This window comes from Bifidobacterium sp. W8103 (genome assembly GCF_016100775.1).
Classification (GTDB): domain Bacteria; phylum Actinomycetota; class Actinomycetes; order Actinomycetales; family Bifidobacteriaceae; genus Bombiscardovia; species Bombiscardovia choladohabitans.
On record NZ_JACFRV010000001.1, the window covers coordinates 46,482 to 67,523 of the forward strand.

Sequence of the window (21,042 nt, forward strand, 5' to 3'; positions counted from 1 at the left end):
CCGTGGTGACCAGCCTGCCTATTTGATGCGGCGAACCCGGCCGTGCTCGACCAAGTAGGCTCTCCGGGCAAGATCGATCATGGGCAGGTCGAAGGCGGAATCGGTATAGAAGGCGTCGATGGCCGTCTCCCGGCCCAGGATCCGCTGAAAATGCAGGGGCTTGTCGGGTCCGAAGTTGAGGTAGCCCACGCTCAGGGACTCCAAATCCAGGGTGGAGCCGATGCAGCGGGTGATGCCCAGTCGTCGGCAGGCCTCCCCCGCCACCAGATCGAAGGAGGCGGTCACCACCACATCGTCGGCCTGGGGGGTGTACCAATCCATGATCTTGTGCATGTTGGCATCCCAGAACTGGCTGACCAGCCGGTCCATGTCAAAGCCTGGACGCGAGGTCAGCCGACGCAGATAGCGCGAGCCCACCCGACGCATGGCCGAGTCCAGCTGCTCCAGGGTGACCCGACCCAGGCGGTAGCGGACGGCATAGAAGAGGGCAATCGGCAGGTAGTGCAGCACCCGCGGATCCCTGCGGGCAGTGAACAGGTAGAAGTCAAGCAGGCTTTCGCCATCGTAGATGGTGCCGTCGAAGTCCAGTACCCGCATGCCAATCCTTTCCAGATTCCGTCGCGAAAGGGGAACATTTTAGCATACAGTGGAGCAACGACGGTGATAATCCCCGACCTTGACCGGCTCTGCCCTGCTGGATGCTGACCTGTCTAGCCTGACCAAGTGAGACATTCTTTTTAGCCCGCAAGCCTGAACACAAGACCGAAGCAGACGGCAAATCCCTGGATAATCGATGGTGAAAGGCTCCAAGCAGGATTGGCACCAGGGAAATCCCGGCTTGTCTCGCCTTTGCCTGAATCGTGGACCATCCCCATGGTGTCGACGGTATTGATATGATGAAAAATGCGTCGTCCGTGCCGGGCCGAGGCTAGGGAGTTGCCGGAAAAAGGCCTGGAAGGGGAAAGGCGCCTAAGGGGTCCATGCGGTCATCGAGCCAACCATGCCTGCAGAACTCTTCGATTTTCCTTACCAGCTAGGGGGCAGCAACGATGTTGAAGAAGAGTCACTACCACAACCTGAGCAGCTGTATAGCCGGAATCTACCGGCATGCACGCAACGATGCCAGCCGGTACATAGGCGAAACCACCTTACGAGGCACCCAGGGTGATCTGATTATATACCTCTATGACCATCCCGGCCTCAGCCAGCGCCAGATAGCCCGGGACCTATGTGTAGACCCCAGTCTGCTGGCCCGGGATCTCAAGGCTTTGAAGGCCCAGGGTCTGGTCAGCCGTGAACAGAACCCCGCCGATCACCGGGTCAACATCATCGCCCTGACCAGGTCGGGCGCGGACATAGCCCGCAGGAGAATCAGGTCGGTCAACAACTGGTGGATCGATCTGTTCAAGCAGAATCCCGATATTGACCCCGAGACCTTCCAGACCGAGCTGCGCTGCGTCTACAACCGGCTGCTGGCCAACCAGCTCTGATCCCTCTTTGCTGACAAGGGACGCTTACCGAGAATGGGACCCGACCGAACCTTTCGCCGCCTCTCGACGGCCCCAGGCTCGTGCCAGGCCCCTTGCTTTTCAGACTCTTTACGACCTTGCGCCGGCTTGTATCAGCCCACCGAACGGCCGGAGGTCTCCCAGCCCATCAGGCCTACAACCAGCATGGAGGCCAAGGCCACCAGGCTGATGGTGACGAAAATCGAGGTGCTCCCCCACTGGCTCAACATGGCCCCGATGAGCACGGGCATGAGCACATTGCAGAGCTTGGCGACGGCATTGGCAATGCCCACGCAGCGGAAGCGGACCGTAGTCGGGAAAAGCTCGGGCGCATAGACGGCCACCACCGAAGACATGAGGACATAGAGGCTGGCCATGAGCAGGATGCCCACCAGGATGGCTGTGACCTGGCTGGTCTGCGCTGCGTAGAGCAGACCGAAGACCGCCGTCAGCAGGAAGGCCGTGACAATGATCCTCTTGCGGCCGACCCGGTCCAGGAGCAGGGATCCGATCAGGCAGCCCAGGGGGGCGCCCAGCATCATCAGGGTGCTGATCCACAGGGATCCGCTCAGATTAATGCCCCGCTTGAGTAGGATGGTGGGCACCCAGGAGGTGAAGGCGTAGGAGCAGACGTTGGTGGCCGAGACCGCCACAGTGGCCACAATCAGGCCGCGAACTACGCTACCTGATGCCTTGGCAGGTGCCTCAACGCCCTCATCCTCGCCAGCAAATGCGGAACCGTTGACGGAATCGGAGCTTGACCCTCCTCGGCCATTGTCGGCCTCCAGAAGCTCGACCACCTGGACAGCCTCGTCCATCCGCCCGTGCAGGGCCAGCCAGCGAGGGGACTCGGGGATGTCACGCCGCAGGTACCAGATCAGCGCCGCCGCCAGACCGATACCCACGAAGAGCGGCCGCCAGGACCAGCGCGGGATGATCCAGGCGCACAGGAGCATGGCCAGGGGCACACCGGTGTTGGCTACCAGCGAGACGATGGCGCTCCAACGGCCGCGATGCCGGATGGGAGCGAATTCGTTGACCATGGAGAATCCGGTGACTATTTCGGCCCCAAGACCCAGACCAGCCCCCAGACGGCAGGCCGAAAGGACGGCCATGTTGGGAGCCAGAGCGCCCAGCAGGGTAAAGCCTCCGAAGAGCAGCAGATTGATCTGATAGGCGGTCTTGCGCCCCCGCAGGTCCCCGACGAACCCGGCCAGCAGCGAGCCGACCAGAAGCCCCAGAAAACCCGCCGACAGGAAGAGGGAATTCTGGGCGACCGTGGACCACCCGGTGCTCAGCGCCGAACTGGCTACTGCGCTGCCCACATAGACATCGATGCTGTCCATGAGCATTCCCGCGGCCACCAGGGCCACGATCTTGTAAAAAGTAGCCGATTCACGAGCATTGTCTACTCGCCGGGTAATCTCCCGGACCGCCAGGCCGTCCCCGGCAAGGCCGGGATTCTTGGATTGCTCGGATATGTCTGCATTGTCAATGACCGCTGTCGACATCGTCACCCTCGCGCCCGTGCATGAGGCAGGCATGCCCCATGTGTCCATGCCAGACCCGCCGACGGCGACACGCTCCTTGTGGGAGCTTGGCGACCGTCAATATGGAAGGCCTGGACCCTGCGGCGTTTCGGTCATTGTGTGGCTACTCAACGTCTATTGGGTGCCAAGTATAGGAGTCCGGACGGTCATTGCCCAGACCCGGCGTTTCCCTCCGGCCCGGCGGCCCTGTCCAGGATGGCCCTGATGGCTTCCAGACGGGGGCCCAGCTGACGCTCATAGCCCCGATCATTGGGGTGGTAGTAGCGTCGTCCGACCAGTTCGTCAGGCATGTACTGCTGAGGCGCCACCGCGTCCGGCGCATCGTGGGCATACTGATAGCCCTCGTGGTTGCCCCAGGCCTTCATCAGCTTGGTGGGAGCGTTGCGCAGATGAAGGGGAACCTGGCCGATATGCCCGGCGTCCACGTCCTCCAGGGCCTGGTTGATGGCCAGGTAAGACGCGTTGGACTTGGGTGCGGTGGCCACGGCAATGACTGCTTCGGCCAGAATCAGCCGGGCCTCCGGCATGCCCACCATGGCCACGGCCTGGGCAGCCGCGACCGTGATCTCCAGCACCTCCGGAGAGGCCATACCCACCTCCTCGGCGGAGGCGATCATGATCCGTCGGGCGATGAAGCGCGGGTCCTCGCCGGCCCGGATCATCCGAGCCAGGTAGTGCAGGGCCGCATCCACGTCGGATCCCCGCATGGACTTGATGAAGGCCGAGGCCACGTCGTAGTGATCGTCACCCTTCTTGTCATAACGGACGGCGGCCACGTCCATGACCGAGGAGACCACCTTGGCACTGACCAGGGGTCGACGCGCACCCTTGGCACGAGGCCCGTCCTCGGTGACCGCCCCGGCCGCAGCCTCCAGAATGGTCAGGGCCCGGCGGGCGTCACCCCCGGCAAAACGCACGATTTGGTCCAAAGCCGCCGAATCCAGCCGCACCTGATCCTTGAGCCCCCGCTGGTCCTTGACAGCCCTGCGGACCAGCTTGGCCAGGTCCTGGTCGTCCAGGGCCTCCAGCTTGACCACCACCGAGCGCGAAAGCAGGGGCGAGATGACCGAAAAGCTAGGATTTTCGGTGGTGGCTGCGATGAAAGTCACATCCCGGTTCTCCACGCTTGGCAGCAGGGCATCCTGCTGAGACTTGGAAAAGCGGTGGACCTCATCGATAAAGAGGACCGTCTCCTGCCCTTGGCTGACCAGCCGCTCCCGGGCCTGGGCGAGGACCTGCCGCACCTCCTTGACCCCCGAGGTGACGGCCGAAAGCTCCTCGAAATGCCGCCCGGACTGTCGGGCCACGATGTAGGCCAAGGTGGTCTTGCCCACCCCGGGAGGGCCGAAAAGAATGACCGAGCTGGGAGCCGTCAGACGGTTGTTCGGGTCCGAACGGGCAAGTCGCTCCAATGGGGTTCCCGGAGCCGTGACCTTGTCCTGGCCGACCACCTCGTCCAGGCTTCTGGGCCGCATCCTGACCGCCAAAGGCAGGGTGTGCTCCTCTGGGGGATCCGCCGCCTGGAAGAGATCATCAACCATCTGCAATACCTCATTCCTAGGGGCCCCTATGGCTCCCTGCCCTCACCAGCATAGGCCTGTGCCTGCCACAAACAGGAAGACGAACGCGCTAGACTGGAAACCCATATGGCCGTATCGCCCAGCGCGTAGTTGGGTCCCGGAAACACGGTTTGTGTACAGTTTACTGGTCATCAGCCTGAATATCTTCAGGTAGGCCCATGGACGGCAGCAAGGCCTGCCGCCTAAAAAAACCGGGACCGCCACAGTCGGAACAATAAGGAGAATCGCCAGTGATCGCCAAGCATGTTCGCCAGGGATGGACATCAGGTCCAGGCAGGTGGGCCATCGGCCTGCTCGTCCTGGTCCTGGGGCTCTCAGCCCTGATCGTCGCCCCCCTGGCCACGCCGGCGCAGGCAGCCGAGGACTCTCCCGCCGCCCAAGCGGTCCAAGGACGCACCTTCCGTGTCGCCACCGACACCACCTTCGCCCCCTTTGAATTCAGGGACTCCTCCGGCAAGCTGGTCGGCATCGATATGGATCTGATCCGCAAGATCGCCGACATCGAGGGGTTCTCGGTGCAGATCCAGTCCTTGGGCTTCAACGCCGCCCTCCAGGCCTTGAACTCCCAGCAGGCCGATGTGGTCATAGCCGGCATGACTATCACCGACCAGCGCAAGCAGGTCTACGACTTCACCGACCCCTATTTCGACTCCGGCGTGCAGATGGCCATCGCCAAGGACAACGACCAGATCCACAGCTACAAGGATCTGCAAGGCACGGTGGTGGCCGTCAAGACGGGCAGCGAGGGCGAGGCTTTCGCCAAGCAGCGTGCGGCCCAATACGGCTTCACGGTCAAGGCGGTGGACCAGTCCTCCACCATGTATGAGATGGTCAAGTCCGGCAATGCCCAGGCGGTCATCGACGACTACCCGGTCCTGGCTTACGGGATCGCCCAGGGCAACGGATTGAAGACCGTGACCAAGAAGGAGCCTGGCGCCTCCTACGGGGCGGCCGTCCGCAAGGGCGAGAACAAGGAGTTCGTGGCCGCCTTCAACGAGGGCCTGGCCAAGATGAAGGCCGACGGCAGCTATAAGAAGCTGGTCGATTCCTATGTGGGCAGCGGCCAGTCCAGCAAGAGTGCCCCCGCCTCCCGGCCAGGATTCTTCGAACTGGTCCGCCAGGCCTTCCCCTCCCTGATGCTGGGCCTGCGCAACACCCTGGCCATCACAGCCATATCTTTCGTCATCGCCTTGGCCATTGGCATCATCCTGGGACTGTGGCGAATCAGCCCCAACCGGATCCTGTCCTGGATTGCCCGCATCTACGTGGCGGTCTTCAGGGGAACACCCGTCCTGGTCTGGGCCTTCTTCTTCTACCTGGGTGTCCCTCAGCTGATCGGCCACCGCATCAGCATCTGGCTGGCCGGCGCGCTGACACTGTCCCTCAACTCCGGAGCCTACCTGGTGGAGATCGTGCGCGGGGCCATCGACTCGGTGGACGTCGGTCAGATGGAGGGGGCCCGCAGCCTGGGACTGACACGACGCATGGCCTTGCGCCGGGTCATCCTGCCCCAGGCCGTAAGGTTCGCCACGCCCTCCATCATCAACCAGCTGGTCATCATGCTCAAGGATTCCTCCCTGCTGCTGGCCATCGGCTTCGGCGAACTGCTCTACCAGGCACAGCAGATCTACGCGGCCAACTTCCGCGTGACCGAAACCCTGTTCATGGTGGGCGTCATCTACTTCGTCGCCATCAGCGCCCTGACCTGGATGGCCAATATGCTCGATAGGAGGCTGCATCGATGAACTTCGAGGACCCGGACATGGACACCGGACGACTGACCCGTCGCATCCGCCAGAACCAAAGTCGCCGCAACCAGGGAGAGTCCCAGATGGCCGTATCCATCCGCGACCTGCACAAGCGCTACGGCGACACCGAGGTCCTCAAGGGGATCGACATGGAGGTCAAGCCGGGCGAGGTCATCTCCATCATCGGCCCCTCCGGCGCGGGCAAGTCCACCCTGCTGCGCTGCATCAACGCCCTGGAGATGCCGACCTCGGGCACCATCAGCGTCTACGGGATCGACATTTCCGATCCAAAGACCAACATCGACAAGCTGCGCGAGCACGTGGGCATGGTCTTCCAGCACTTCAACCTCTTCCCCAACATGAGTGTGGCCGACAACATCATGCTGGCCCCTCATATGCTGCACAAGACGCCCAAGGAGGATGCCCGTCAGCAGGCTCTGGACCTGCTGGAGACCGTAGGGCTTCAGGAGAAGGCGGACGCGCGGCCCACGGATCTGTCAGGCGGGCAGCAGCAGCGTGTGGCCATCGCCCGCGCCCTGGCCATGCACCCGGACATCATGCTCTTCGACGAGGCCACCTCGGCCCTGGATCCGGAGATGGTGGGCGACGTGCTTGAAGTCATCCGCTCCCTGGCTGAGGGCGGCATGACCATGATTCTGGTCACCCACGAGATGGCCTTCGCCCGGGAAGTCTCCTCCAGGGTGATCTTCACCGATGCCGGGATCATCGAGGAGGAGGGCACGCCCGAACAGATCTTCGGCCACCCGCAGAGCCCTCGGCTGCAGTCCTTCCTCTCCAAGGTCCTGTAACGCCTCGGGGCTAGAGGTCCATCAGTTCCTCGATGGGACCCACCCGGTATTCCCTGAAGACCACCTGGCCGCTCTCCTGGGTGGCATCCAGATCCACGATGCCTGCGATGCCCCAGTCGCGCTCCCCTTCGACGTCGTCGAAGATCTGTTGGACCCGCCAGGTGTGCCCCTGGCGCTCGTCACGGTCATCCAGGCTGAAGAAGTCCGAGGACCTGGCCTGGGCATCGGTCAGAATCTGCTCATGAGCCTCGTAGAGGTCGTCCAGTGCGTCGCTCCAGGCCCGCAGGCCGTAGCCCCAGTCCGCATCCAGGTCGGCCAGGACCTCCGGCCGGTCGGCGGCAACCAGCTCCACCCGCTGGAACATGGCGTTGCGCACCAGCAGGGTCAACCCACGCCGGTCCGCCACCACCTGGTTCTCCACCTTGGGCGGAGCGGCATCCAGGCCGCTTGCGACTTCGCCATTTTCAGCCCTGCCCGCGGCCTCCCACTCATCCACCAGGCTGGAATCCACCGAGCGCACAATAAGTCCCAGCCAGGCCAGGATGTCCTCCAGCCGCTCATCCATGAACTCTTCGGGAACCGTCCTGCTGAGCGCCCGATAGGCATCGGACAGATAGCGCAGCAGGGTCCCCTCCGACCGGGATATTCCGTAGCGGGCGATGTAGCCGTTGAAGTCCGAGGCCGTCTCGATCATGTCCCGCAGAACGGACTTGGGGTGGATCTCATAGTCGTTGGCCCAGGGAACATCCCGACGGTAGCGGTCGAAGGCCTCCCCCAGCAGCTCCTCCAGGGGCTTGGGCCAGGTCACCTCCTGCAGACGCTCCATCCGTTCCTCGTACTCCAGGCCATCCTCCTTCATCTGCTGGATGGCCGCGTCACGGGCCTGCCGCTGCTGGGCCTTGAGAATCTGCCGGGGATCCTCCAGGGTGGCCTCGACCATGGAGAGCAGATTCATGTCGTAGTCAGGGTCCTCGGGATCCAGCAGCTCCAGGGCGGCCAGCAGGAAGGGCGAGAGGGGCTGGTCCAGGGCGAAGTCCTCGGGCAGGTCCACGGTCGTGAAGTAGTCCAGGCCGCCGTCGGGGTTCCGTTCGGTCTCGATGACCCCGGTGTCGGTCAGGGTCTGGAAGATCTCGTCGGCCCGGTCCTGCAGATGCTCCTTCTGCTGCGGGGTCTGACGGGAGTCCTCGATCAGGTCCTCGACCCGTCTCCTGGCATCCCCGCCCTGGTCGACCTCGTTGAGCACCATGGCGTGGGAGATCTTCAGGTGCGGCGTCAGGGTCTCGGGACGGGCCTCGATCAGTTTGTCGAAGGTCCCCTTGCCCCAGGTGACGAACCCCTCCTGTGGCTTCTTGCGTTTGATCCGCTTGAGCTTCTTGGGGTCGTTGCCGGCCTTGGCCACGGCCCTGGCGTTCTCAATCTCGTATTCGGGGGCCTCGGCCACGACCAGCCCGCTGGTATCGAAGCCCATGCGTCCGGCCCTGCCTGCGATCTGGTGGAATTCCCGGGCCCGCAGGCGACGCATCCTGTAGCCGTCGAACTTGGTCAGCCCGGTCAGCAGGACCGTGTGGATGGGCACATTGATGCCGACCCCCAGGGTGTCCGTGCCACAGATGACCGGCAGAAGGCCATCCTGGGCCAGCTGCTCCACCAGACGCCGATACCGGGGCAGCATGCCCGCATGGTGGACCCCGACCCCGGTGCGCAACAGCCGTTGCAGAATCCTACCGAAGGCCGTGGTGAAGCGGGTGCCGGCCATGGCCTCCTTGATCCGGTCGCGCTGGCCCCGGTCGGAGACCCCCGTGCTGGACAGGGCCTGGGCCGTCTCCAGGGCGGCATCCTGGGAGAAGTGAACAATGTAGACCGGCGAATCCCCATCGGCCAGCAAGGACTCCACAGTGTTGGGCAATGGGGTGTCCACATAACGGTAGTCCAGAGGCACCGGTCGTGGGGCATCGGCGACGATGTCCACACCCACCCCGGTTTTGCGCTCCAGGTCCACGGCGATCTGATCCACGTCGCCCAGGGTGGCCGACATGAGCAGGAACTGCACATCGGGCAGGGTCAGCAGGGGCACCTGCCAGGCCCAGCCTCGGTCCGGGTCCCCGTAATAGTGGAACTCATCCATGGCCACGCAGCCGATGTCGGCTTGCCTGCCCTCCCTGAGCGCCTGGTTGGCCAGGATCTCGGCAGTGCAGCAGATGACCGGGGCATCCGTGTTGATATGGGTGTCGCCGGTGATCATGCCAACACGGTCGCGACCCAGAACCGAAACCAGGTCGAAGAACTTCTCGGAGACCAGGGCCTTGATGGGAGCCGTGTAATAGGAGCGCCGCCCTGTGCACAGGGCGATGAAATGCATGGCCAGGGCCACCATGGACTTTCCCGAGCCGGTCGGGGTCGACAGGATCACATGGTCGCCAGAAACCAGGGAGAGGACGGCCTCCTCCTGGTGCGGCCAGGGGGTGATGCCCCGGGAAGCCACCCAGGAGAAGAAGCGGTCGTAGATCTGATCCTCGGTCAGGTTGCGGGGGCCTCCCGCCTCGGGGACCAAGTCGCCCAAGGAGACTGGTTGGTCGGTTGAGGCGGTTGAGGAATCAGCATGTTCTTGGACCATGTCCACCAGTCTATCCGGCCAGGCACACAAGTCCGGCCGGAGACCGGCTTGGAATCATGGGAGCTGAGGACCGGTCAGTCCTGGTCTTTGCCCTCTTGCTTCTTGCCCTCGTCCTTCTGATCGCCACCGGAGCGGCCGCCACGTCCAGGCTTGAGGAAGTCCGGAATCTCCAGGCTCGCCTTGTGCGGATCGACCAGCGTGTCGGGCTGGGTACGGTCATAGCCCTGGATGTAGCGGGTCTTCCTCCAGTGCTGGATGGAGGCGTTAGATCCACGGTGGTGGGCGTGGTACTTCAGCGGCGCGCCGCCGTACCGGTCCTCGTCCACCTCCTTGGCCACGGCTATCTGGTTGACATTGGAGGGATCCATGATGGCCACGGGCGCGGCAGGCTCCACGAAGTCGGCGGGGGCGGCGGTGCGCTCCTGCATCTTCTTGGGCAGCCAGCGGGCGAAGTGGGAGAGCAGGAAGCAGACGAAGAAGTAGACCACCGAGGCCACCACCAGGGTCTGCAGGATGTTGAAGTACATGGAACCCAGACGACGGGATTCCTGCAGCAGATCCGTGTACATGATGATGGAACCCAGGGCCGTGTCCTTGAGGACCACGACCAGCTGGGTCACAGCCGCGGGCAGCATGGCGTAGACGGCCTGCGGAACCTCGATCTGCATCAGCGACTGGGTCCTGGTCAGCCCCAGGGCCAGGGAGGCCTCGCGTTGACCGTTGGGCAGGTTGCCCACGCCCGAACGGATCAGCTCGGCCACCACGGAGCCGTTGTAGAGGATCAGCCCCAGCACGACGGCCCAGTAGGAGGCCTGGCTGACTCCGGCAAAGGCGAACCAGCGCCAGAAGAAGATCATCATCATCAACACCGGAACGGCCCGGCAGAACTCCACTATGATGCCTGAGACCGCCCTTACCAGTCCGTTGGGCAACAGACGGCCGATGCCGAAGATGAACCCGAAGACGACCGAGCCGATCACTGCAACAACCGAGGCTTTGATGGTCAGCCAGAGCCCGGGCAGGTAGAAGTCCGACCAGGCTTCATAGTCCAGGGCCGGGCGCCAGAGCTCCCAGCTCAACTGGTTCTCCCCGTCCGGGGGGTTGTGCAGCCGCATCAGCACCAGGATGACCACTACGGCGAAGATGATGGCGGCTATCCAGTTGGCGATTCGTATGGTGCGCCGGCCCTTGGGACCGGGCTGATCGAAGAGCAGCGAGCTCTCATTGTCCTGTGCCATGGCCGCTCACCTCCTCACTGCCAGCTTGTTGGACAGGTACGTGGTCAAAGCCCCGATGGGCAGAACCAGAATCACGTATCCCAAGGCGAAAATCAGGAAGATGGCCACGATGGCGTTGGCGTGGAACTCAATCATCTCACTCATCAGGGAGGAGCTCTCGGAGGCCACGGAGGCCGCTGCGGCAACGGTTGAGTTCTTCAACAGTGCGATGAAGGTGTTGCCCAGGGGCGCCACCGAACCGCGGAAGGCCTGGGGCAGAATGATCTGTGAGGCCGACTGGAAGAAGCTCAGCCCCAGGGCACGGGCCGCCTCGGCCTGGCCCAGAGGCACCGTGTTGATGCCCGAGCGCAGGGACTCGCAGACGAAGGCCGCCGTATACAGGGACAGGCCCGTCACCGCCAGCCAGAAGAAGTTGACGGAGAATTCCGGCGAGAAGCTGATCTTGAGCTGGGCGAAGGCACCCAGGACCATGAAGACCATGATGATGGTCAAAGGCATGTTCTGGAAGAACTCCACGTACCCTCGACCGACGGCCCGCAGGGAGGAGATGGGCGAGATGCGCATGATGACCAGGATGATTCCCAGGATCAGCGAGAAGAGGGCCGACCAGAGGGTCAGCTGGATGTTGACCCAGAAGGCCGCCGGGATGTCGTAGTCGGAAAACAGTTCGATGATGGTTGACATCTCACTCCCCTTCCACGGGCTTGGGCGGGTTGTAGCGCGGGTCGGGTTTGTAGTGGGTGCCCCGGGTGTTGTTCTCCAGTGCCCGCTGCCAGGAGCCGTTGGCCTCCATGTCGGCCAGGGCCGCGTTGATCTTGTGGGCCAGCTCGGTATTGCCCTTCTTGATGCCCACGCCGTAATACTCCTGGGTGAAGGGCTTGCCCACCAGCCGCAACCTTCCACGGGAGGCGGAGGCCAGACCTGCCAGGATGATGTCGTCAGTGGTGACCGCATCGACGATGCCGGAGAAAAGGGCGGTGGCGCATTCGGCGTAGCCCGGCTGCTCCATCAGCTGGACCTCCTTGGCGAACCGTTTCTTGACGGTGACGGCCGAGGTTGATCCGGTCACCGAGCACAGCCGCTTGCCGTTGAGGTCCTCGGGGCCTCGGATATGATGGTCCTCCTTGCGCACCAGCAGGTCCTGGCCGGCCACGATGTAGGGTCCGGCGAAGGAGACTGCCCGCTTGCGCTCGTCAGTTATTGAGTATGAGGCCAGGATCATGTCCACGTCGCCGTTCTGGAGCATGGCCTCACGCTGTTTGGAGGGAGCCTCCTTCCAGACGATGTCGTCGGCGCTGTAGCCCAGCTTGCCGGCGATGTATGTGGCCACGTCCACGTCGAAGCCCACATAGGTCCCGGCCTTCTTGAAGCCCAGGCCGGGCTGGTCGAACTTGATGCCCACCCGGATCTTGCCTGCCTCCTTGTCGGAGCCGCAGGCCGCCAGGGAGACCAGGCAACCCAGAGCGCACAGGATTGCGGTCAGATTCCTGACCAGCCGTTTCAGCGGCCGGCCCATGCCATGCATGCTTGCATTCATGCGGATATGCTTCCCTCCTGCTTCAGTGTGTCAGAATCTTGGACAGGAAGTCGGCGGCCCGCTGGGTCTGGGGGTGGTCGAAGAAGTCGTCGGGGTTGTCCTTCTCCAGGATGCGCCCATCGGCCATGAAGACGATATGATCGGCGGCCTGACGGGCAAAGCCCATCTCGTGTGTCACGCAGATCATGGTCATGCCCTCCTGGGCCAGCTCGATCATGACATCCAGCACCTCGTTGACCATCTCCGGATCCAACGCCGAGGTGGGCTCATCGAAGAGCATGACCTTGGGCTGCATGGCCAGGGCGCGGGCTATGGCCACACGCTGCTGCTGGCCGCCTGAGAGCTGGGAGGGCATCTTGGAGGCCTGGGATTCCACGCCCACCCGGGCCAGGAGGTCCATGGCCAGGTCCTCGGCATCCTTCTTGGGCATGTGGCGCACCTTGATGGGCGCCAGGGTCATGTTCTCCAGGATGGTCTTGTTGGCGAACAGGTTGAAGGACTGGAAGACCATGCCCACCTCGGCCCTGAGCCGAGCCAGGTCGCGTCCCTCCTGGGGCAGGGGCTCCCCCTCGATCCTAATGACACCCGAGTCGATGGACTCCAAACGATTGATGGTCCGGCACATGGTGGACTTGCCCGAGCCGGAGGGTCCGACCACCACCAGCACCTCACCGGTGTCGACCTGCAGGTTGATGTCCTTGAGGACATGCAGGCTGCCAAAATGCTTCTCGACGTGGGCCAGTTCGACCAGCGGCCCGGACTTGTCCTTGACGGGGCGATCCGAGGCCGGTTTCTCCGGCAGAATCCGCTCCGACGGATGTTTGGTTGTTTCGCTCATATTGGGCAGTTTACTCATCCTTTGTTGCGGAACGGCCATAGAAACGGTTCTCCTGGAAAGCAGATGCAAGGGCCAACCCTCCGGCCGGCCGGTCCGCAGCACATTAGAGGTCATAAACAATAAAGGCCGGAACCCCGCAGGATTCCAGCCCTTGTAGTCTCGTCTATCCGTGACGGAATGCGCTCAGTCGGCAACCTCCTGATCCGGCTCCCAATCCACACCGGTCTCGGCGCGTTGCTGGTCGGAGATGGGAGCCGGAGCTCCGGTCATGGGATCCTGGCCGCCGCCGGACTTGGGGAAGGCGATGACATCTCGGATGGAGTCCGCCCCCGTCAGAATCTGTGCGGTCCTGTCCCAGCCGAAGGCGATGCCCGCGTGGGGCGGAGCGCCGTACTTGAAGGCATCCAGCAGGAAGCCGAACTTCTCCTGTGCCTCCTCGGGGCCGATGCCCAGCACCTTGAAGATCCTGTCCTGGATGTCGTCACGGTGGATACGCACCGAGCCGCCGCCCATCTCCTCGCCGTTGCAGACGATGTCGTAGGAGTCGCTCATGGCGTGCTCGGGATCCTTGTCGAAGCGGTCGATCCAGTCGGCCGAGGGCATGGTGAAGGGGTGGTGCATGGAGGTCCACTTGGAATGGCCCACGGCCACATCGTCGTCATCCGGGTCGTCGGTGGGCTTGAAGAGGGGGAAGTCCACCACCCAGGTCAGGGCGAATTCGTCGGGTTTGAGCAGCCCCTGGCGGCGGGCTATCTCCACACGGGCCGCACCCAGCAGGGTCTGCGAGGCCTCGCGGGGTCCGGCTGCGAAGAAGACGGCATCCCCGTCCGAGGCACCCACGGCCTCCTTGAGGCCCTGGCGCTCGGCATCGGACAGGTTCTTGGCCACGGGTCCCTTGAGGGTGCCGTCGCCGGTGAACTGGACGTATGCCAGACCCTTGGCACCCCGCTGGCGGGCCCACTCCTGCCAGGCATCGAACTGCCGGCGGGGCAGGTTGGCCGCGCCCTGGTAGACCACGGCACCCACGTAGGGGGCCTGGAAGACCCGGAAGGGGGTGTCCTTGAAGTACTCGGTCAGCTCGACGATTGGGTTGCCGAAGCGCAGGTCGGGCTTGTCGGAGCCGTACTTGTCCATGGCCTCCTGCCAGCTGATCCTGGGGATGGGCAGGCTGACCTCGAATCCCGCAGCCTTCCAGACCTCGGCGATGACCTGCTCGGCCATGGCCATGACATCCTCCTGGGAGGCGAAGCTCATCTCGATGTCCAGCTGGGTGAACTCGGGCTGCCTGTCGGCACGGAAGTCCTCGTCGCGGTAGCAGCGGGCGATCTGGTAGTAACGCTCGAAGCCGCCCACCATCAGCAGCTGCTTGAGCAGCTGGGGGGACTGAGGCAGGGCGTACCAGGACCCGGGCACCAGGCGGGCCGGCACCAGGAAGTCGCGGGCACCCTCGGGGGTGGACTTGATCAGCGTCGGTGTCTCGATCTCGCAGAAGTCCATCTTGTCCAGGGCGGCACGGGCGGCCCGATTCATGGCGGCCCTCAGACGAATGTTGTGCTGCATGGAGGGGCGGCGCAGGTCCAGATAACGGTAGCGCAGCCGCACATCCTCACCGGGCAGCTTGTTCTCGGCTTCGTTCTCCAGGGCAGTGGACACCTGGAAGGGCAGGGCTGCCGACTTGGCCAGCACTTCAATCTTGTCGGCCACGATCTCGATGTGCCCGGTGGACAGATGCTCGTTGTCATTGCCCTCGGGACGTTCGCGAACCTTGCCGGTGACCTGGATCACGTACTCGCTGCGCAGGGGGCGGGCCTCTTCCTCGTCGTAGATGACAATCTGCACCAGGCCGGAGCGGTCACGCAGATCGATGAAGGCCACGCCTCCGTGATCACGGCGCCGATCCACCCATCCGGCCACGGTCACCTGGCGACCGACCATATCCTGCGTGACATCCGTGGCGTAGCTCGTTCTATAAGCCGACTGGCCCATGCTTTCCTGTACCTCCATAATGCTCGGCCTGCCCCTGCGTCAGGCCTGGTATTCCACACTCTGCCGGGCATACAGGCTATCCGGCGTCCACGACACCAGGTCAGCCGGAACCTGTTCGCCGGTAATGATGTTCTTGACCTGGTCGCCCTCCTGCTGGCCCTCCTTGACCGGGAACCAGACATAGGGGATGCCCAGGTGGTCGGCATAGCGGATCTGCTTGCCGATCTTGGCTGCGGTGGGAGCCACATCGGCAGCGATCCCCCTGGCTCTCAGGTCCTGGGCGATGTGGTTGCTGGCGGTGCGATCCTCCTCGTCCCAGACAGCAACCATGACCGCAGCCGGGGAGACACGGGAGGCCTGGACCCCCTGGGCCAGCAGGTAGGAGAGCAGCCGTGAAAGCCCGATGGACAGCCCCACACCCGGGTAGGTGCGGTTGCCCTGGCTGGCCAGGTTGTCGTAACGACCGCCGGAGCAGATGGAACCCAGGGACTGCGCCCCCTCCAGGAAGGTCTCGTAGACCGAGCCGGTGTAGTAGTCCAGACCACGGGCGATCTTCAGATCGGCGATGACCGAGCCCGGCCGGATGCGGGCTGCCTCGTCGATGATCATAGCCAGCGTCTCCAGCCCCTCAATGGCCAGAGAATAAGAAGGAGACTGCTTGTCGATGCCGACCTTGTCTACCAGGGCATCGAACCGCCGGCGCAGCTGCTTGCCATCGTCGGCGGTCAGCTCGGCCAGATCCAGGCAGGCCCTGGCCTGGTCCTGGTTGGCGCCGCACTCACTGACCAGCAGGTTGGCCACCTCGTCAGGGCCGATCTTGTCAAGCTTGTCGATCTCGCGCAGGACGCCTTCGATGTCCTCCAGGCCCAGACCCCGGTAAAATCCCTCGGAGAGCTTGCGGTTGTTGGCGTGCACGGTGGGCTTGGGCAGGCCGAAGGCCCGCAGCTCCTCCAGGGCGCTCAGCATGACCAGGGGCACCTCGACCTCGTAGTGGTCGGGCAGCTCCCCGTTGCCGATCACATCAATATCGGCCTGGACGAACTCCCTGAACCGTCCCTCCTGGGGGCGCTCCCCTCGCCAGACTTTCTGAATCTGCCAGCGCTTGAAGGGGAAGGTCAAGTCGTTGCTGTGCTCCACCACATAGCGGCTCAGCGGCACGGTCAGATCAAAATGCAGGCCCAGCCTGCGCTCCACCGGTACATCCTTCTCCTGACCCAGGTCCTGCAGTCGGGAGAGCAGGTAGATCTCCTTGCTGGTCTCCCCCTTCTTGAGCAGGCTGGAGCCCTCTTCCACGGCCCTTGTCTCAATGCCGATGTAGCCATTCAATTCAAAGACCTTGCGAAGCGTGTCGATGATGCGCTGCTCCACCACTCTTTGTGAAGGAAGCCATTCAGGGAAACCGGATAGAGATGTGCCTTTTGCCATAAGAACCTATACTATAGGAGGTCAAGGAAAATGGTATTGCCATATTTTGCGATCTCTCCAACACACAAGCCTAAGGAGCTGGCCATGGCCGACAACACCGCCATCACACCCGAGAACACCTCGACACCGCAGGAGGAGCACACCGCGGACGCGGAGGGCCAGGTCGCCGCTGCGACGGCGCCCGAAGCCGGACGGACCGCTTCTGCTGAGGATGCGGCGACCCAGAACGCACCGGTACCGGCTGAGCCAAAGCCTGCAACTGCCGAAGCGCCTGCTGCACCCAAGCCCAAGGCGGTTCCCTCCCCTGCTGCTCTGGCCCACAAGGCCCCACACGTCAAGGCTGCTCCAGCCGCCCCCACTTACAGCCAGGAGGAGATCGACAAGGCTGAATCCTTCGGCCGGGTGGACGAGCAGGGCAACGTCTTCGTCCGCGAGGGCGACCAGGAGCGCCAGGTGGGTCAGTTCCCCAACGCCGATGCCAAGGAGGCCCTGAACCTCTACGCCCGCCGATACCTGGACCTCAAGGAGAAGCTCAACCTCTTCGCATCCCGGCTGCGCAGCCCCAAGATCAAGGCCCACGAAATCGACGAGTCCATAGCCTCGCTCAAGGATGAGACCAGCCAGCCCGAGGCCGTCGGCGACTTGGGCGCCCTGCGCACGCAGCTGGACCAGCTGGCCGAACAGGGCCAGGCCCGTAAGGCCGAGCTGGCGCAGGCCCGCAAGGACGCCATGGCCAAGGCCATCAAGGAGCGGACCGCTATCGTGGAGAAGGCCGAGGGACTGGCCGCCTCCCTGGGCGACTCCACCAACTGGCGTTCCACAGCGGACAAGTTCGGTTCACTTTTCGAGCAGTGGCAGCACCACCAGCGCACCACCATCCGCATCGACAAGGCCGACGCGGACGCGCTCTGGAAGCGCTTCTCCTCCGCCCGCACCACCTTCAACCAGGCCCGCCGCAAGTGGGCCCAGCAGCGTGACGCCCAGCGGTCCGAGACCAAGCGGATCAAGGAGGAGATCATCGCTGAGGCCGACCAGATCAAGGACTCCACCGACTGGGGACCCACCTCCCGCCAGTTCAACGAGCTCATGGACCGTTGGAAGCAGGCCGGACGGGCGGGCCGTCAGGATGACGATGCCCTCTGGGCCCGGTTCCGTCAGGCCGCGGATGTCTTCTTCAACGCCCGTCAGGCCGACCGTGACAAGACCTCGGTCAACGAGCGCGAGAACCTGACCAAGAAGGAGGCCCTGGTGGCCAAGGCCGAGGCCCTGCTACCCGTCAAGGACACCAAGGCAGCCAAGCAGGCCCGGCAGGAACTGGCCAGGATCCAGGAGGAATGGGACGCCATCGGCTTCGTCCCCCGTGACGACGTGCGCCGGATCGAGGGCAGGATGGATGCCGTCGACCGGCAGATCAAGGCCGTGGAGGATGCGGCTTGGAACCAGTCCGACCCAGAGGCCGATGCCCGAGTCTCCAGCTTCGAGCAGCAGCTGGCCGCCCAGCTTGAGGACCTGGATCGTCGTATCGCCGCCGAACCGGATCCGGCCAAGAAGCAGGAACTGGAGGCCGAGAAGGCCACCAAGGAGCAGTGGATGAACGCCGTGCGCTGACCGCAGCCGTTTACGCTAGGACCCCCGGCCTGGTCATTGACCACCGGGGGTCCTTCTGTAACCTCCGTTGATAACCATCTTTGAGACTTTGGCCAGACAAATTTCCGAGGTATGAAGGATGCTCTCGCAAGAGTGTAGAGGAAAGCAGGACATAGCTGTGGTTGGCTGCAGGGGAAAGGTCAGATGGCCCGCATATGGGGGCTGGCCGAACCCTTGGCTCCGGTCAGCCGGTAGGCATCGAAGACCCCGTCAATCTTCCTGACAGCCGACAGGAGGGTGTTCAGATGCTGGGGGTCGCCCATCTCAAAGACGAACTGGCTGACCGCCACCCGGTCCCGGCCTGTGGACTGGCTGCCCGACAGGATATTGACGCCATGGTCGGACAGCACCTGGGTGATGTCCGAGAGCAGATGGGGCCGGTCCAGGGCCTCCACCTGAATCTGGACCATGAAGGTGCCCTGCTTGCCCGTCCAGGAGACCTCGATGATCCGTTCGGGCTGCTTCTTGCGCAGGTCCAAGAGGTTCTGGCAGTCGGACCGGTGGACCGAGACACCCTGATTGCGTGTGATGAATCCGGTGATGGGGTCTCCCGGCACTGGGGTGCAGCAGCGTGCCAGCTTGACCCAGACATCGTCCACACCCTTGACCGAGATCCCCTGGGAGGTCTCCGGCCGGCTGGACTTGGCGACCCGTTGCAGGGGAATGGCCTCCTGCTCCACCTCGTCCTCAAGGGCTGACCGGCCTGCGTCATGGACCAGCCGGGAGATCACGTTCTGGGTGGAGACCTGTCCGTCGCCGATGGCGGCGTAGACGGCATTCTCATTGGGATAGTTGAGCTCGTCGGCGGCCCCCACCATGGCTTCGGGAGTCAGCAGGGTGGCCACGGGCAGGTTCCGCTTGCGCATGGCGCGGATCAGCTCGTCCTTGCCCTCCTCGATGGTCTCCGAACGGCGCTCCTTGCTGAACCACTGACGGATCTTGCTGCGGGCGCGGGGGCTCTTTGCGAAGCTGAGCCAGTCGCGCGAGGGCCCATCGGTGTCCGACTTGCTGGTCAGAATCTCAACCGTGTCCCCGTTGCGCAGCTTGGTATCCAGGGGGACCAGACGGCCGTTGACACGCGCACCCATGGTTCTGTGGCCGACCTCGGTGTGGACGGCATAGGCGAAGTCCACCGGCGTGGAATCGGCGGGCAGGGAGATGATCTTGCCCTTGGGCGTGAACACGTAGACCTCGGCCGAGCCCAGATCGTCCTTCAAGGAGCCCAGGAATTCATTGGAGTCCGGGGTCTCGCTGGTCCAGTCGGCCAGCTGCTGGATCCAGGTCAGGTTGTCCTCCTGGCTCAGCTCCCCCTCCTGGCGCTCACGCTTGACATCGGACTTGTCAGGCTGGGAGAGCTCGCGGCCGGCGGAACCATTCTCCTTGTACTTCCAGTGGGCGGCGATGCCGAACTCGGCGCGACGGTGCATCTGCCAGGTGCGGATCTGAATCTCGACCGGCTTGCCGCCCGGACCCACCACCGTGGTGTGCAGGGACTGGTAGCGGTTGGTCTTGGGCATGGCTATGTAGTCCTTGAACCGCCCCGGCACCGGGCTCCAGCGGGCATGGACGGCGCCCAGGGCCGCATAGCAGTCGCGGATGGTGTCCACGATGATGCGCACGCCGACCAGGTCGTAGATGTTGGCGAAATCGTGCCCGCGCACAATCATCTTCTGGTAGATGCTGAAGTAGTCCTTGGGCCGACCCGTCACCTGGGCCTTGATGCCCTGGGCGTCCAGATCCTCGTGAATCTCGTCCAGGATCTGCTTCAGGTAGACCTCGCGCTGGCCGGCCCTGCGGGAGACCAGGACCACGATCTCGTTGTAGATCTTGGGATAGAGGGTCTTGAAGCTGAGCTCCTCCAGCTCGGTCTTGATGGCGTTCATACCCAGCCGGTTGGCAAGGGGCGCATAGACATCCAGGGTCTCGCGGGCCTTGCGCTGGGCCGATGAAGCCTTGACGTAGCGCCAGGTGCGTGCGTTGTGGACCCGGTCGGCCAGCTTGACCACCAGAACGCGCACATCCCGGCTCATGGCCACGATCATCTTGCGGATGGTCTCGGCCTGGGCCGAATCGCCGTAGTCCATCTTCGATATTTTGGTGACCCCGTCCACCAGACCGGCCACCGTGTCGCCGAACTCGTCCCTGCACTGCTCCAGGGTGTAGTCGGTGTCCTCCACGGTGTCGTGCAACAGACCGGCCGAAACCACTGTGGGCCCCATGCCCAGGTCTGCCAGAATCTGGGCCACAGCCAGTGGGTGGATGATGTAGGGCTCGCCGGACTTGCGCCTCTGGTCGGCATGCTGAACCACGGCCCGGTCATAGGCGCGCTGAAGCATGGACAGATCTTCATCGGGATGATGAGCGGAGCAAATCTCCCAGATGGGCATCAGGGGGTTGAGCGGGTCGTCGCTGACCTCGCAGCCCAAGGCTCTGGAGGACAGGCCGGAAGGGGCCTGATCGCCGACATCATTGCTACAGACGCTGCCCTCCTGAGTGACCATTCAAGCCTCCAATGTCCTGATATAATGCACCAATCCTACACTTGCGCCTGGCCCATTCAGG

15 protein-coding genes are annotated in these 21,042 nt (G+C 63.5%); 4 read left to right on the plus strand and 11 right to left on the minus strand.

What is annotated here, in order from left to right:
- Positions 1–18: 18 nt before the first annotated feature.
- Entirely contained in the window at positions 19–597 is a 579-nt protein-coding gene (locus H3U90_RS00230) for a haloacid dehalogenase-like hydrolase (protein ID WP_198176564.1), read from the minus strand.
- A 452-nt stretch (positions 598–1,049) separates the two neighbouring features.
- Between H3U90_RS00230 and H3U90_RS00235 the strand changes: the two genes are divergently transcribed.
- Positions 1,050–1,490, plus strand: a complete 441-nt coding sequence (locus H3U90_RS00235) for a MarR family winged helix-turn-helix transcriptional regulator (RefSeq protein ID WP_198176565.1) — start codon at positions 1,050–1,052, stop codon at positions 1,488–1,490.
- A gap of 131 nt (positions 1,491–1,621) precedes the next feature.
- On the opposite strand, the gene H3U90_RS00240 is transcribed toward H3U90_RS00235, so the two are convergent.
- A complete protein-coding gene (locus H3U90_RS00240; RefSeq protein ID WP_198177545.1) occupies positions 1,622–3,019 on the minus strand; it encodes an MFS transporter in 1,398 nt (465 codons plus the stop codon).
- Between the two features lie 185 nt (positions 3,020–3,204).
- Positions 3,205–4,599, minus strand: a complete 1,395-nt coding sequence (locus H3U90_RS00245) for a replication-associated recombination protein A (protein ID WP_198176566.1) — start codon at positions 4,597–4,599, stop codon at positions 3,205–3,207.
- A 269-nt stretch (positions 4,600–4,868) separates the two neighbouring features.
- Between H3U90_RS00245 and H3U90_RS00250 the strand changes: the two genes are divergently transcribed.
- Complete coding sequence (locus H3U90_RS00250) at positions 4,869–6,383, plus strand: amino acid ABC transporter substrate-binding protein/permease (RefSeq protein WP_198176567.1); 1,515 nt, start codon at positions 4,869–4,871, stop codon at positions 6,381–6,383.
- An 86-nt stretch (positions 6,384–6,469) separates the two neighbouring features.
- Positions 6,470–7,195 (plus strand): amino acid ABC transporter ATP-binding protein, encoded by a 726-nt coding sequence (locus tag H3U90_RS00255; RefSeq protein ID WP_045936082.1) that lies wholly within the window; start codon positions 6,470–6,472, stop codon positions 7,193–7,195.
- Between the two features lie 10 nt (positions 7,196–7,205).
- On the opposite strand, the gene H3U90_RS00260 is transcribed toward H3U90_RS00255, so the two are convergent.
- The 7 genes from H3U90_RS00260 to hisS form a co-directional block, all read right to left on the minus strand.
- Positions 7,206–9,809, minus strand: a complete 2,604-nt coding sequence (locus H3U90_RS00260) for a DEAD/DEAH box helicase (RefSeq protein WP_232340550.1) — start codon at positions 9,807–9,809, stop codon at positions 7,206–7,208.
- A gap of 74 nt (positions 9,810–9,883) precedes the next feature.
- Complete coding sequence (locus H3U90_RS00265) at positions 9,884–11,047, minus strand: amino acid ABC transporter permease (RefSeq protein WP_198176568.1); 1,164 nt, start codon at positions 11,045–11,047, stop codon at positions 9,884–9,886.
- A gap of 6 nt (positions 11,048–11,053) precedes the next feature.
- Positions 11,054–11,731: an amino acid ABC transporter permease gene (locus H3U90_RS00270; protein WP_024627819.1), complete on the minus strand. Its 678-nt coding sequence runs from the start codon at positions 11,729–11,731 to the stop codon at positions 11,054–11,056.
- A gap of 1 nt (position 11,732) precedes the next feature.
- Complete coding sequence (locus H3U90_RS00275; protein WP_198177547.1) at positions 11,733–12,563, minus strand: glutamate ABC transporter substrate-binding protein; 831 nt, start codon at positions 12,561–12,563, stop codon at positions 11,733–11,735.
- A 43-nt stretch (positions 12,564–12,606) separates the two neighbouring features.
- A complete protein-coding gene (locus H3U90_RS00280) occupies positions 12,607–13,422 on the minus strand; it encodes an amino acid ABC transporter ATP-binding protein (RefSeq protein ID WP_269748679.1) in 816 nt (271 codons plus the stop codon).
- Positions 13,423–13,605: 183 nt separating this feature from the next.
- Positions 13,606–15,408 (minus strand): aspartate--tRNA ligase, encoded by a 1,803-nt coding sequence (gene aspS / locus H3U90_RS00285; protein ID WP_198177549.1) that lies wholly within the window; start codon positions 15,406–15,408, stop codon positions 13,606–13,608.
- Positions 15,409–15,447: 39 nt separating this feature from the next.
- Positions 15,448–16,833: a histidine--tRNA ligase gene (gene hisS, locus H3U90_RS00290; RefSeq protein ID WP_198176569.1), complete on the minus strand. Its 1,386-nt coding sequence runs from the start codon at positions 16,831–16,833 to the stop codon at positions 15,448–15,450.
- 84 nt (positions 16,834–16,917) lie between these two features.
- On the opposite strand from hisS, the gene H3U90_RS00295 reads away from it, so the two are divergent.
- Positions 16,918–18,441, plus strand: coding sequence for a DUF349 domain-containing protein (locus H3U90_RS00295; RefSeq protein ID WP_198176570.1), 1,524 nt, complete (start codon positions 16,918–16,920; stop codon positions 18,439–18,441).
- A 179-nt stretch (positions 18,442–18,620) separates the two neighbouring features.
- On the opposite strand, the gene H3U90_RS00300 is transcribed toward H3U90_RS00295, so the two are convergent.
- Positions 18,621–20,981 (minus strand): RelA/SpoT family protein, encoded by a 2,361-nt coding sequence (locus tag H3U90_RS00300; protein WP_232340549.1) that lies wholly within the window; start codon positions 20,979–20,981, stop codon positions 18,621–18,623.
- Positions 20,982–21,042: the final 61 nt, after the last annotated feature.

Coding starts and splice junctions, on each gene's coding strand:
- H3U90_RS00255 (WP_045936082.1), top strand. CDS start 6,470: ATGGCCGTATCCATCCGCGACCTGCACAAGCGCTACGGCGACACCGAG.
- H3U90_RS00265 (WP_198176568.1), bottom strand. CDS start 11,047: ATGGCACAGGACAATGAGAGCTCGCTGCTCTTCGATCAGCCCGGTCCC.
- H3U90_RS00230 (WP_198176564.1), bottom strand. CDS start 597: ATGCGGGTACTGGACTTCGACGGCACCATCTACGATGGCGAAAGCCTG.
- H3U90_RS00280 (WP_269748679.1), bottom strand. CDS start 13,422: ATGAGCGAAACAACCAAACATCCGTCGGAGCGGATTCTGCCGGAGAAA.
- H3U90_RS00240 (WP_198177545.1), bottom strand. CDS start 3,019: ATGTCGACAGCGGTCATTGACAATGCAGACATATCCGAGCAATCCAAG.
- H3U90_RS00235 (WP_198176565.1), top strand. CDS start 1,050: ATGTTGAAGAAGAGTCACTACCACAACCTGAGCAGCTGTATAGCCGGA.
- H3U90_RS00275 (WP_198177547.1), bottom strand. CDS start 12,563: ATGGGCCGGCCGCTGAAACGGCTGGTCAGGAATCTGACCGCAATCCTG.
- H3U90_RS00295 (WP_198176570.1), top strand. CDS start 16,918: ATGGCCGACAACACCGCCATCACACCCGAGAACACCTCGACACCGCAG.
- H3U90_RS00260 (WP_232340550.1), bottom strand. CDS start 9,809: ATGGTCCAAGAACATGCTGATTCCTCAACCGCCTCAACCGACCAACCA.
- aspS (WP_198177549.1), bottom strand. CDS start 15,408: ATGGGCCAGTCGGCTTATAGAACGAGCTACGCCACGGATGTCACGCAG.
- H3U90_RS00245 (WP_198176566.1), bottom strand. CDS start 4,599: ATGGTTGATGATCTCTTCCAGGCGGCGGATCCCCCAGAGGAGCACACC.
- H3U90_RS00300 (WP_232340549.1), bottom strand. CDS start 20,981: ATGGTCACTCAGGAGGGCAGCGTCTGTAGCAATGATGTCGGCGATCAG.
- hisS (WP_198176569.1), bottom strand. CDS start 16,833: ATGGCAAAAGGCACATCTCTATCCGGTTTCCCTGAATGGCTTCCTTCA.
- H3U90_RS00270 (WP_024627819.1), bottom strand. CDS start 11,731: ATGTCAACCATCATCGAACTGTTTTCCGACTACGACATCCCGGCGGCC.